The sequence below is a fragment of the Spartinivicinus poritis genome (genome assembly GCF_028858535.1).
In the GTDB taxonomy this organism is placed as follows: domain Bacteria; phylum Pseudomonadota; class Gammaproteobacteria; order Pseudomonadales; family Zooshikellaceae; genus Spartinivicinus; species Spartinivicinus poritis.
Genome location: NZ_JAPMOU010000015.1, coordinates 18,947 through 31,456 on the forward strand (window position 1 = coordinate 18,947; position 12,510 = coordinate 31,456).

The 12,510-nt window shown below is 38.7% G+C and carries 12 protein-coding genes; 4 read left to right on the plus strand and 8 right to left on the minus strand.

The features are described from left to right. Positions 1-101 precede the first annotated feature (101 nt). Positions 102-1,946, plus strand: a complete 1,845-nt coding sequence (locus ORQ98_RS12920; RefSeq protein WP_274689227.1) for a type IV pili methyl-accepting chemotaxis transducer N-terminal domain-containing protein — start codon at positions 102-104, stop codon at positions 1,944-1,946. 3 nt (positions 1,947-1,949) lie between these two features. Continuing rightward, positions 1,950-2,600 carry a two-component system response regulator NarL gene (gene narL / locus ORQ98_RS12925; protein ID WP_274689228.1) on the plus strand — a complete coding sequence of 217 codons (651 nt, stop codon included), beginning with the start codon at positions 1,950-1,952 and terminating at the stop codon, positions 2,598-2,600. Here the strand turns inward: narL and ORQ98_RS12930 are convergent, their stop codons facing one another. The 4 genes from ORQ98_RS12930 to ORQ98_RS12945 all read right to left on the minus strand — a co-directional run bounded on the left by ORQ98_RS12930 (position 2,601) and on the right by ORQ98_RS12945 (position 5,842). Further along, positions 2,601-3,332: a substrate-binding periplasmic protein gene (locus ORQ98_RS12930; protein ID WP_274689229.1), complete on the minus strand. Its 732-nt coding sequence runs from the start codon at positions 3,330-3,332 to the stop codon at positions 2,601-2,603. 49 nt (positions 3,333-3,381) lie between these two features. Continuing rightward, positions 3,382-4,263, minus strand: a complete 882-nt coding sequence (locus tag ORQ98_RS12935) for a U32 family peptidase (RefSeq protein WP_274689230.1) — start codon at positions 4,261-4,263, stop codon at positions 3,382-3,384. 25 nt (positions 4,264-4,288) lie between these two features. Then, entirely contained in the window at positions 4,289-5,284 is a 996-nt protein-coding gene (ubiU, locus tag ORQ98_RS12940; protein WP_274689231.1) for a ubiquinone anaerobic biosynthesis protein UbiU, read from the minus strand. A 246-nt stretch (positions 5,285-5,530) separates the two neighbouring features. Then, the gene (locus ORQ98_RS12945) at positions 5,531-5,842 is read right to left on the minus strand and encodes an STAS domain-containing protein (RefSeq protein WP_274689232.1); all 312 of its coding nucleotides are present in this window, start codon (positions 5,840-5,842) and stop codon (positions 5,531-5,533) included. Between the two features lie 142 nt (positions 5,843-5,984). On the opposite strand from ORQ98_RS12945, the gene ubiT reads away from it, so the two are divergent. Beyond that, positions 5,985-6,500 (plus strand): ubiquinone anaerobic biosynthesis accessory factor UbiT, encoded by a 516-nt coding sequence (gene ubiT, locus ORQ98_RS12950; RefSeq protein WP_274689233.1) that lies wholly within the window; start codon positions 5,985-5,987, stop codon positions 6,498-6,500. Here ubiT and ORQ98_RS12955 read toward each other — a convergent pair. The 3 genes from ORQ98_RS12955 to ORQ98_RS12965 are packed head-to-tail and all read right to left on the minus strand — an operon-like array spanning position 6,481 to position 9,134. Then, the gene (locus ORQ98_RS12955) at positions 6,481-7,173 is read right to left on the minus strand and encodes an anaerobic ribonucleoside-triphosphate reductase activating protein (RefSeq protein WP_274689234.1); all 693 of its coding nucleotides are present in this window, start codon (positions 7,171-7,173) and stop codon (positions 6,481-6,483) included. The genes ubiT and ORQ98_RS12955 overlap by 20 nt on opposite strands. 58 nt (positions 7,174-7,231) lie before the next feature. Next, on the minus strand, positions 7,232-7,405 hold the full coding sequence (nrdD, locus tag ORQ98_RS12960) for an anaerobic ribonucleoside-triphosphate reductase (RefSeq protein WP_274689235.1): 174 nt from the start codon (positions 7,403-7,405) through the stop codon (positions 7,232-7,234). A gap of 10 nt (positions 7,406-7,415) precedes the next feature. Further along, positions 7,416-9,134, minus strand: a complete 1,719-nt coding sequence (locus tag ORQ98_RS12965) for a ribonucleoside triphosphate reductase (RefSeq protein WP_274689236.1) — start codon at positions 9,132-9,134, stop codon at positions 7,416-7,418. A 268-nt stretch (positions 9,135-9,402) separates the two neighbouring features. Between ORQ98_RS12965 and ORQ98_RS12970 the strand changes: the two genes are divergently transcribed. Continuing rightward, positions 9,403-11,184, plus strand: coding sequence for a hypothetical protein (locus ORQ98_RS12970; protein WP_274689237.1), 1,782 nt, complete (start codon positions 9,403-9,405; stop codon positions 11,182-11,184). A gap of 51 nt (positions 11,185-11,235) precedes the next feature. Here ORQ98_RS12970 and ORQ98_RS12975 read toward each other — a convergent pair whose 3' ends face one another. After that, a complete protein-coding gene (locus ORQ98_RS12975) occupies positions 11,236-12,495 on the minus strand; it encodes an HlyD family secretion protein (RefSeq protein WP_274689238.1) in 1,260 nt (419 codons plus the stop codon). Positions 12,496-12,510: the final 15 nt, after the last annotated feature.

The window sequence follows — 12,510 nt, forward strand, 5'->3', positions numbered from 1 at the left end:
TCATTCTCACTATGTTTTAAAAGCTGATAACTTGGGCTATCTGAAAAGAGAATACTTGAGCTTAATTCTGAATAAGAATAAAGCTATATTAGAATATAATTATGGTTGAAAAAAAACATTATAGCTTATTGACGCGAGTTGGAGTGGCTTTTGCTGCTGTTGTTACGCTTGGTTTGGTGAGTATGATTAGTTCGGTCATTATTGCTGATTCAGCAGAAGGCGACAGTTATGCTATTAATTTAGCGGGCTCACTGCGAATGCAAAGTTATCGAATAGTGGCTCTGTTACAAAGAAAAGAGCAGCCATCAACCGTCAAGCAGGCTATTAATGATTTTGAGCAGCGCCTATCAAACCCTATATTGCAGCATGTGGTATCCAGTCAGTTGGACCACCAAGTCAATGTTAGTTATCGAGAGGTAGTTAATCGTTGGCAGAGTTTAAAACCACAGTTATTGGAAAATTTTACTAAAGACATTGAGTTTGTACATTTACAACAAGTTGATAAGTTCGTTAATGAGATTGATGAACTGGTGAAACATATTGAAGTGGCTTCAGAGACTAAAATTTATACTTTGCGTGCAATTCAAGTCGTTACTTTATTTTTGACATTATTAGTTATTTTTATTGCGATGTATAATTTACATGCACGGTTGATGGTGCCCTTGAAAGAGTTGGTGCAAACAGCAAGTGTTATACGGGATGGTGGATTTAACCAACGCTCTTCTTATCAAAGTGCTGATGAATTAGGCTTACTTAGTAATACATTTAACCAGATGTTAGATCATCTTACTCAGCTTAATAGTGAGCTAGAAAAGCGAGTAGAACAGAAAACGGCTACATTACAAAGAACAAATAGAGTGTTGGAAACACTTTATGAAACCAGCCGCTGGTTAAATGATTTCCCGCAAGAAATCCAAACCAGTATTATCAGATGCTTAAAACGTCTACAGCAATTAACGGACTTAAAACGAATATCTGTTTGTTTAAAGCTGGATAATAATGAGCCTTTCAATCAAATTTTATCTTCGGATCAAGCTAAGCGACCACCATTTTGTCAGTTTCCGGATTGTGAAGGTTGTAAAGAAAGACGAGAAATTCAGGGTGATTTAAAGCAATCCCAGTTAATGTCCTTGGATATAAAAAATCAGGTAGGTAAATATGGAGAGCTTTTAATCGAAAATGAAGCGAGCTCTCCAATTACTGACTGGCAACTACAACTATTGCAGGCATTTGCTGATATGGTTGCGACAGCCTGTAATCATAATCAGTTTATTGAACAAAAAGCACGTCTGGCGATGATGAGTGAACGTGCAGTGATTGCCCGAGAACTACATGATTCATTAGCACAATCGCTATCCTATCAAAAACTACAAGTTGCTCGGTTAAGAAAGCTATTACAGTCTTCAGCCAGTACTGATGTATTAGAAAAGACAATAAATGAAGTACAACAGGGGCTAAATGCTGCATATCGGCATTTGCGAGAATTACTCAGCACATTTCGCCTGAAAATAGATGCCCCCGGGCTTGAACAAGCATTAAAAGGAACAGTAAAAGAATTTCAACAACAAACTCATATACAATTACGTTTAGACTATAAGTTACAACAGTTTCGTTTAACTGCACATGAAGAGATTCATTGTCTACAAATTGCAAGAGAGGCGTTATCAAATGCTATCCGGCACTCTAATGCTAAAGAGATAACACTTTCTATACATGAAACTGAAAATGGGCAGGTAGAGTTATCCACTTTAGATAATGGCGTAGGAATAGACTTGACTGTTGATAAACCTAACCACTATGGATTAATTATCATTCAGGAGCGGGTTAACAGCTTGAAAGGAACATTAACTATAAGGCGTTGCGAAAGTGGTGGGACTGAAGTTAAAGTAGAGTTTACACCACAACAGCTGGCTAATAATCAAACACAAATACGTGGGTTAGTGTAAAAGATGAGTACTTCAGTAGTAAACGATATTATTATCATTGACGATCACCCAATGTTGCGTAAAGGGTTGATTCAGCTGCTGGAATTAGAAGACGATTTTAACCCTGTGGCAGAGTGTGGAGATGGTACTCAAGCGGTTGCTTTGGCGCTCCAATATGAGCCGGATTTAATTTTATTAGATCTGAACATGCCGGGTATGAGTGGTATTGAAACTTTAAAAGCGTTACGAGAAGCGGAAGTAGACGCTCGCATCCTGATGTTTACTGTTTCAGATGATCAGGAGGATGTAATGGAGGCTTTTAAATGGGGAGCAGATGGCTACTTGTTGAAAGATATGGAGCCAGAGAAAGTTGTTGAGCAATTGCGTCAGGCACTGACAGGACAAATGGCAATTAGCCCAGAGCTTGCTGTTATTCTTGCCTCAGCGATAAGACATAAAACAACTGCTCGTAAAGCGAATATTGATGAACTAACCAGTAGGGAAAAGCAAGTACTTAAGCTAATTGCGGAAGGGCAAAGCAATAAGCTAATCGCGCGGAAGCTAAAAATATCAGAAGGGACAGTAAAAGTGCATGTTAAACGGGTATTAAATAAGCTGAATATGAAGTCACGGGTTGAAGCCGCTGTATGGGTAGTCGAAAATCGAATCAATTGACTATTTTAAATATCGCTTTTGAATCTCAGCTAGTTTGCCGCTGTGTTTAAGCCTTATAAAAGATTGCTGGAGCTTTTTGACAATATCAGGGGCAGTATCTTTTTGAATGACGATATAGTATTTTTTAGAGCTATCTAATAGAAATAGCTTTTCGAAGTTGCCATATTGGCTATCAGCTTTTTTGGCTAAATAGGCCAGAGAGTATTCTAGAAATACAATTAGATCGATTCGGTCAAGCAATAGCATGCGTACATTTTGCTCATAGTTTACGGTTTCTGTGATTTTTAGGTTTGCGCTTTTTAGCTGTTCGGTGGCTGCTGTGCCTATAACAGTGCCAATGGAGTAACCTTTAGTTTTTATCTCTTCAAGTGATGAAGCTTGAATATCTTTCCTTCTTTTAAGTTTATAAATGTAAATATTACGATCGCTGATAGGGCCAATCCAATGAAACAGTTTTTCTCGATTGGGCTTACGAACGACTGTATATAATAATGTACCAGGTTTTTGTGATGCTAATAAAAATGCTCGTTTCCAGGGGGCAAATGCCCAGGATTCAGCTTTGATGCCAGAATCTTTTAGTAGATAATGGGTTATGTCGGTGGACAACCCAGTTATCTTGCCATTGTCTTTATAAGCATAGGGTGGATAGTTTTCTACAACAATATTGATATTACCTGCGAAAATGAGGGGATTGAATAAAGCTAAGAGAGTAAAGCAAGTCAGGTATTTCATTACCTTCCTCATGTATTTTTTACTCTCTTAAGTATTGGTTGTATTACTCCTATAAACAAGAGTTTATGCCTGGCTCTGCAAACCAGTATCCATTGCATTGATTGTCATTAGCAATCAATGACACTGTTTCTCCTTGAATGGCTGCATGATATTGGTTAATGATTTGTTTCATATCGTGAGACTGAGGGCTTAAACGAACAATATCAATTCCCATTTTTTGCATTGATGGTATTTGATTAATTAGGTTATATACGCTACCAGACTGGGTTTGGATGCCATTCAAGGTAAATAATGGTTGTTTCTCTTGGCTGTTAACGAGGATGCCGTCAGGGTAGTTAATACACACAAATTGGCAGTTATCTTTTGGTAAGTGGCGAAAGCGTGCAGTAAAGCACCGTGCAGAGTAAGCCAAGGGTAAATAACCGTAACTAAATACTTCCGTTTCAACCTTATCTTTAATACCTTGTTCGACACATTCTGTTAATATGGATTGAAGAGTATGAGCAGATAGTTCTACAGGCATTACCCAACGTTTAAGCCCTTGTTGATGTAAAAGGGAGAGGCTTCTGCCATTATAGATATTAATGGCTGGGCCTGTCACAAATGGAACCCCTTGGGCAGATAACAACTGCACTGCTGCCATATCATTGGCTTCGATGATAATCGAGTTGTTACAACAAATACGCCGCAAGCTGTTTAACTCAGACTCTGCTGAAATAAGTGCGAGTGTTGAAAGGACTACTTCTTTACCGGCATTGGCTAACTGCTGGGCTAGCTCAAGCCAGTCATCTGTATTTAACTCTCGACGCTTACTGCATACCGTTTCTCCTAGGTACACAATATCAATGGGTGTATCTATAATATTTTGGTAAAAATCGTAAACCTGTTGTTTGGGCCAAAAATATAAAATAGGGCCAAGAGATAACTTCATTACTTTATACCACTCACGATGAGTATCACTGCCAGGGTCTTGAGTATGCACCTAACGTCGTTTGTGTGCCTTCGGAAATCTTAGCGAGTTCATTTTGCCAGTGAGGTTTCACTGTAAAGTTGTTAGGGTCTGTCTTATAACTGTTTAATGCTTGTCGCCAAGCACTGACGACTTGCGCTACATAAGCAGGGCTGCGTTGGCGGCCTTCAATTTTAACTGCTTTAATGCCTATTGCTGATAACTGGGGAATAAGTGCTATGGTATTTAGACTAGTGGGCTCTTCAATAGTATTATAGACAGTACCTGCTACCTCAAAGCGGCCTTTACAAAGAGTGGGGTAACCTGCTTTTTCATTTGGTTGAAACTTGTCAATTAATATGTCATTTAATCGTGATTCCAGTCCTTCGCTGGTTTCTTGCCAGCGAACAAAGCTGGCAGGGGAGCAAGCACCACAGGTGTTGGGTGATTGGTCTGTCAAGTATGAAGATAGGTGGCAACGACCTTCAGCCATAATACAGAGTGAGCCAAAGGCAAATACTTCTAAGTCTACAGGTGACTTGATGGCTACTTGCTGAACTTGTTTTAAAGATAATACACGTGGTAACACAGCCCGTTTAATATCAAAATGCTGTTGATAGAATCTTAATGATTCATAGTTAGTTGCAGAGCCTTGTACTGACAAATGTAAGTTGAGTGTAGGGTAAGTATTACGTGCATAATCGAGAACACTAATATCAGCACAAATCAAAGCATTGACACCTAAATCTGCAGCAAGATCAACAGCCTTTTGCCAACGTATCCAGCCTTCTGGTTGGGGGTAGGTGTTGATGGCTACAAATACCTTTACACCTCTATCAGTTGCGTATTCTAATGCTTTAGTAGCCTTTTTATCATTAAAGTTGAGACCAGCAAAATGGCGAGCATTGGTATCGTCTTTAAAGCCTATATAAACAGCATCTGCACTATTATCTACCGCAGCTTTCAGGGCTGGTAAACTTCCAGCGGGGCAGACCAACTCCATATATTAAGTCCTCATCGCTATACCCTGTATACAACTTGCGAATCAAAGTATATAGCCAGATCTTAAATGACCTAGTTAGCTTTTAATCGTTATCGCTATGAGTAAGTGGGTAATGATAGATAGTTAATAAGTTGAAATATTGTGAGGGTAACAAAGTCAGTGATTAACAAGCTTGATTTGTATCAAGCGGAGTTGTTTTTAGTGTGTAAGTATTAAAGGATGAAATTTATAGTCACATTTCACAAGTTATTGCTTAATAGTGAACACCTTGTCGAATTGTACTAGTTGTAATGTTTTGTATATAAAGTTATTACAATGTACTACCTGTATTTTTTTTGTACTTAGGTCTTGTTTCATACACATCATCACACCGATTGCAGAACTATCCATGTAGTCAGTTTGCTGGAAGTCAATAATATAAGTATGAACTTTATCTTTAGCATTTAAGTAGGCTTCTTTAAATGCATGCACAACTTCTCGGGTGAAGTTTTTTCCGATAAAAATAGTAAGTTGGTTGTCAGCTGTTTCCGTTTTAATATTTGTTCCAAAGTTGTCCATAACTTGTCTTTATTCTATTGCTTTTAGTAAGTCACCTTTGATTATAGTTTAAGCAGTAAGATTAATAAAGTAGGCCTTGACTTAAATCAAAATGGTCACTGGCTATACAATAGATACTGCCTAGTTTCAATTGACCCTTAAAATGAGTATAGCTGCTATGATTATTAGCTTGCCTGATACACAAAAGTTGTTGCCTGCTGTACCAAAGTTAATAGCTAAGCCTTTTGTTTATATGCCTTTTGCTTTACAGCAGAAGCTGCTCACCCACTTATTACAACAGGCTTTTAGTGAGACATTAGCAGATGGTGACTGTGAATTTTTACAAGGTTCCTGGTTAAAAGTAGCTATTACCGACTTGAATATTAGCTGGCTATTTGGGTGTGGTGAGAAAAATGAAATACTGATTAAAAAAAATGGTTCGGCTGATGTGACGATAGAAGGGAGTTTGAATAGTTTTATATTGTTAGCTGCACGAAAGGAAGATCCTGATACGTTATTTTTTCAACGTCAGCTAACGATAGGAGGGGACACAGAATTAGGACTACAGGTTAAAAACTTATTGGATAATATGGAGCTTGATGTGTTACCGCCTATAATGAATTTATCCATTCGCTGTGGTGCTGAGTATATTTCACTGTTCAGTAAGAACGAATTTTAGTATCAGTAATGTATAATTTTAATTTGGGTAATAAGAGCTCTAAATCATAGTGATTGGACTGTTGGTTTAGGTCTGTATTTAAAATATTGCCAGGTTTAAATGGTTGTAGTACCCATTGTTTGACTTTATGTGAGGCTAAAATCTTTGCCATTATGAGCAAGTCTTCAGGATTAATGAGTTGGTAGTTGATAGTTGTTCTGATTTCATAGGGGGTATTGGACTCTAATAACTGGGTTAGGCTTGTCATGCATTTTTTATAATAGACTTTACTGCCTGTAATAGTAGTAGCTAAATGAGGTGGTGATTTAAAATCAAAGCCTACCCAGTCGACTAATGATAATATAGAGGTAAATCGTTTAGGTATGCTGCCACTAGTATGAATACCGACTTTAAAGCCTTGTTGTTTACACCATTGAATAGCCTCTACTAAATTATTCTGAATTAAGGGCTCTCCACCACTAAAGACAACTGCTTCAACTAGACCTATTCTACGTTTTAGAAATTGCTGAATAGTCTGCCAAGCATATTGCCCAGAGGTAATGTTGATGAGTTCAGGGTTATGGCAATACTGACAGCGTAAGTTGCAGCCTTGACAATATAGTACTGTTGCTAAATGATCAGGAAAATCAATGGTGGTGAGGGGAGTTATTCCACCTATTCGTACTTCTCTCATATAAACTGCCTAGTAAATAAATCAAGAACAAGACCATCCCTGGCAGTACGGCTTGGTTTTAAGTAGCTGCTAATCGCTTTGTCGATGTAGACTCAGTGAAAAACTGTCGGTCGTTATGCTCAGCCAGTTTGCCGGGATTAAACGCAGAAGTTGGTCGATGGTAGCCCATGACGCGGGTCCAGACTTCACAGCGCTGTCTTTTTGGATGGTTTGTTAAAGTTTGCATGGTCATAATCTTTTCTTTATTTAACCTCATTAGCAAGAATTTCTTCATCACATTTTGGGCAAAACTCATGTTCGCCCGCCAAATAACCATGAACAGGACAAATAGAGAACGTAGGAGTAATCGTGATATACGGTACTTTAAAGTTGCTCAAAGCGGCTTTGACAAGTTTACGACAACTGACACTGCTTGAAATGGGTTCTGCCATATAAAGGTGTAGGACCGTTCCCCCAGTGTAGCTACGTTGTAATTTTTCCTGTAACTCTAATGCTAAAAATGGATCATCAGTATACCCAACAGGTAATTGGCTGGAGTTAGTATAGTATGGGGAATCTTCAGTCCCACATTGAAGGATATTAGAAAATCTTTTTTTATCTTCTTTGGCAAATCGGTATGCAGTGCCTTCAGCGGGTGTTGCTTCTAAATTATATAACTGGCCGGTTTCTGCTTGAAATTCAATTATCTTCGCTTTAATGTGGTTGAGTAATTCTAGAGCAAATAATTGTCCTTGGCAGGTAGTAATATTCTCTTTGTCATCACTAAAATTTCGAATCATCTCATTGATGCCATTAACACCAATAGTTGAAAAGTGATTACGCAAAGTGCCTAGATAACGCTTAGTGTAGGGGTATAACCCTTCATCCATTAATTGTTGAACAACTTTACGTTTAATTTCTAAACTGTCTTTTGCTATATTTAATAAATAATCTAGCTGTTGAAATAAAGCCTGTTTATTGCCTTTGTGTAGATAACCTAAACGGGCACAATTAAGGGTAACAACACCTAGAGAACCAGTTTGTTCGGCGGAGCCAAATAGTCCGTTGCCTCGTTTTAATAGTTCACGTACGTCCAATTGTAGCCGGCAACACATTGAGCGTACCATATGAGGTTGTAGGTCTGAATTTAAAAAATTTTGAAAATAAGGCAGCCCATACCGAGCCGTCATTGCAAACAACCGATCGATATTCTCTGATTCCCAATCAAAGTCAGGCGTAATATTGTAGGTTGGAATAGGAAAAGTAAAAACACGTCCTTTAGCGTCACCTTCAGTCATTACTTCAATAAATGCCTGATTGATCATGTCCATTTCTTTTGTGAGTTCGCCGTATTTAAAAGGTTGTTCTTCACCTGCAATAACAGGGATTTGTTTTTGTAAGTCTACGGGGCAGGTCCAATCAAATGTTAGGTTTGTGAAAGGTGTCTGAGTACCCCAGCGGGAAGGAATATTCAGGTTATAAATAAACTCTTGGATTAATTGTTTTACTTGTTGATAGCTGATTTGATCTTTGCGAATGTATGGCGCGAGATAGGTATCAAATGAACTAAATGCCTGAGCACCAGCCCACTCATTTTGTAAGGTGCCTAAAAAGTTAACAATTTGCCCCAACGCTGCTGATAAGTGCTTTGGTGGAGCTGACTCGACCTTTCCAGTAACACCATTAAACCCTTCATACAGCAGTTGACGTAATGACCAACCAGCACAATAACCCCCCAGCATATCCAAGTCATGAATATGGAAGTCAGCATTAACGTGGGCATTTCTTACTGCTTCTGGGTAAAGGGTGTATAGCCAGTAATGGGCTGTCATTTTACCTGAGGTGTTTAAAATCAGCCCCCCTAGAGAATACCCTTGGTTGGCATTGGCTTTAATCCGCCAGTCTTGCTTGGTCAGATATTCCTGATAAGTGTTATGTATATCCAAGAGCGGCGGGGATTCGACAGTATTTGTACGCAACATGATGGTTTCTAACTACTAAACAATGAGTGATGTATACTATATATAGTATATTTGATTTTCATATAATACTATTTATTGTGTTTGATCTGGATCAATACTACCTAGGTTGAGATCCTGGGTTGGCCGATGGTATGTAAAATGAGTAACGATTGAGCAATATAAAAGAGTTAAAGGAAGGATATAAAATAGAACAGCCTTTTTTAGTAGATTAGTACTTACTACAATTGGTTATGATGAGGGTATCTGTTATTGGTATGGGAAGTAAGCCATGACATATCCTATTGGATGTAACCCAGATACACATGATGTAGGTAGTAGAGCTGATAATTTTTCCACAGAACATGCTGCCCCGCTAGCTCGGCAAGGAAATGTTGTTAGATTGAGTGAGTCTGCGGCTGCACGACAACTATTTAATCATCAGCAACTTGATTATCAGCTACAAACGATGGCTAAGCCGGTTACTAGCAGTGAGCTGATTGCTTCTAGCAGTGTTGCACAACAGCTCGTGAATAAGAGTCTAGAGGGTAATAGCCTAGAAGATAATGGTGCAGTTATTGATAATGAGGAGCGGCAGTTAATCAAACGCTACCTGGAAAATGTGCTCAATAGCTATGTATTATGTTATGGCAAATGGGAAATCAAGGCTAAGTTAAGGCGGTTACCTAAAGATCCAGTGGGCTATTTTTCTAAAACGGGTAATGAGCTGCGGCCTGTTAATGGTAAATGGGCATCACCTAAACATTTGGCGGTTTTCAACAAGATAAAAGAACAAATGCCTACTGCTGGTGCCCTAGAGATTGAAGATGGCAGAATTTGTATAAAAGAGCCTTTTCCTAAAACTGCTCAGGGTTTGGCCAATTATCTAAATATATTAGTAGGTAATGGAGCTATTACGGAAGAAAAGGCCCACAACTCAAATAAGTCGACTCTGATTCGAAGCTTGTTAGCGCCGACTGATCAAAAGATAGCTGATATATTGACTAAATATGTTGAGGTGATAGGCTCTGAAAAAAACCGCACAACTAAAGCATATCGAGTATTATTTAAGCCTCACGATAATCCTTTTGAGCCTACAAACGAAATAAAACAATATCGGGGTAAATTTAGGATTAGAGCAAACACAGCACGAGCGGTGGAAGTGGTTGAGCATGAAAAAAAGCTACTTGGTCAATTGCTGGAACGCTTGGAAGCTTGCCAAAAACAAGTCGCTGCTATTAGTCGAGGTGGTTTGTTTGAGCAGGCAATACAACAAATTGCTACTAAGGCGGATAACCATTTTAGCAACCATGTTATTGATTATAAGACTCGAAAATTCGATAACTTAAAGGTGGATCTTAGTGCCTGTCAGGAATTATTGAAGCAACCGCACACCCATTTGGCGACTAAAGATGGTATAGAACAGCTACGGGAACAACTAAAACACTATCAACGCTATGTAATTCGGTTAGAGCAGTTTGTTGCTGCTGTTGATGACTTAACACCTAAATTATCTGGCTATAAGGCAGTTTCTGATGTAGGTAAAGCCATTCAATTAGTTGAGCGGTTGGAAAACCATCAAGTGAGCTGGCATGACTATATGCCTGCAGATATTAGTCAGTCTGGGAAGGTAAAACTATTTTTCCAGAAAGTCAGGGCAAGATGGTGGGCCTTTGTTGCACGTTCTTCCGACTGGCAACAAACCATTCACTATAATCGAAAAAACGATATTATCGCCAGTATTAAAATGATGCATGAACAGGCTGATAAGCTAAATCAGCTCTTAGTGGGTGAAGGAATACAGCAGCAGCTTGATAACAACGCCCTGTTATTTCGGGTTGAGTTAGCTGATCGGTTATTAAAAATTGCTCATAAGCTAAAAAATAAATCTGCTATCCGGTTTGGTTTTACTATGTTGAAACGAAAGGCTTTCGAAAAGCTGCTTGCCAATCAGTTAGATCTGGCCGAAGGTAGTGTGCGGAATTTTAAAACCAGTCCCAATAAAAAAGGCGTTAGTGGTGGTATTAATCGATTCACTGAGAGGGTAGGTCGAATAGTTTATCGATATAAATGAAGAGAAAGCTAATGGTGTGTATAGTTGGGTAACGACTTTACACATGCACGACTAGCTACTTAAGAGACGTTTTTTAATCCGGTAAAGTGGCTCAAATATCCACTCCATTAGGGTGCGTTGTTCTTGAATCAAGTCGGCGCTTAAGGTTAATCCAGGGCGGAGTGGGTATTGTTTGTCATTGAGTTGCATATGCTGTTTATTGATGTCCACTTCGGCCCGATAATAAATTAATTGATCGTCTAGTTTGATATTACTCTCTTTTGCATAAGAAGCGACATTGGATAGTTGGGTAACAGTGCCCTTGAGGGTACCAAATTTTTCTACTGGGTAAGCATCAATCAATACCCTGACTGGTTGACCTTCTCGGGCAATACCTACTCGGGGAGAGGGAATATAAAGAACCGCTTTTAAACCTTTACTGTTTTCAGGCTGAATTTCGATGGTGATTTGCTCTGATGGTAGAATAGTAGAGCCCTGTACAACATTGATCTTTTGAATAATTCCTGCGGTGCGGGCAGTAACAACTTGTTTCCGGTTGCTGTTATAGTCATTGGCCTGACGTTGAATATTATTCAGTTGAATTTTTAATTCTGCTCGCTGCTTTTCTATCTGGATTTTTTTGCGTTGGAAGTCTTCTTGGTGGTTTTCAATGTCAACATTGACTTGCTGTAATTTATCACTTAGTTCTAGCTGTTGTTGCTTGGCTTGAAATAAGCGAATTTCAGCGTCATCTAGCACTTTTTCTGAAACAATTTTAGTTTTGGCCAGTTTCTTTAAGCGATGGACATGTTTGGTTAGTTTATGAATAAGCTGTTTTTGCAGTGTTAGCTTTGTTGCTAAAGAAGACTTGTCATTTTTCAACCGCCTGTTAGTGGATTGGTTGATTTTCTTTTCAATGGTTACTTCTTCGTCAAGCTGACTGATTTGTTTGGTGAGAGTCTGTTTTTGTTGGTTTTGCAATTGTACATTCTGTTGTTGAAACGACACTTGGTTGATATCAATGTTTTCATTAATGATTGAAAACAGAGGGGTTCCTTTAGTGACTTTGTCACCCAGCTTGATATAAATTTCATCGACTTGTCCTGAATAGGGCGATTTTACTTTAATCAGGCCTTTTTCTGGTTCCAAGTAGCCTGTCACTGTTTCTCCGGGAGCATATTGGAAGGAAGCTAGAACAATAATGGTAATGAAAAGCACTGAAAAGCAAACAAGAGAAAATAACTTGACACTTACAGGGACGCTGATACTACCATCAAGCACATGCTCAATGGTCTTATCATGAGTGACAAATCTTCCTTTTGTTTTATTCATAATTTTACAACTGAT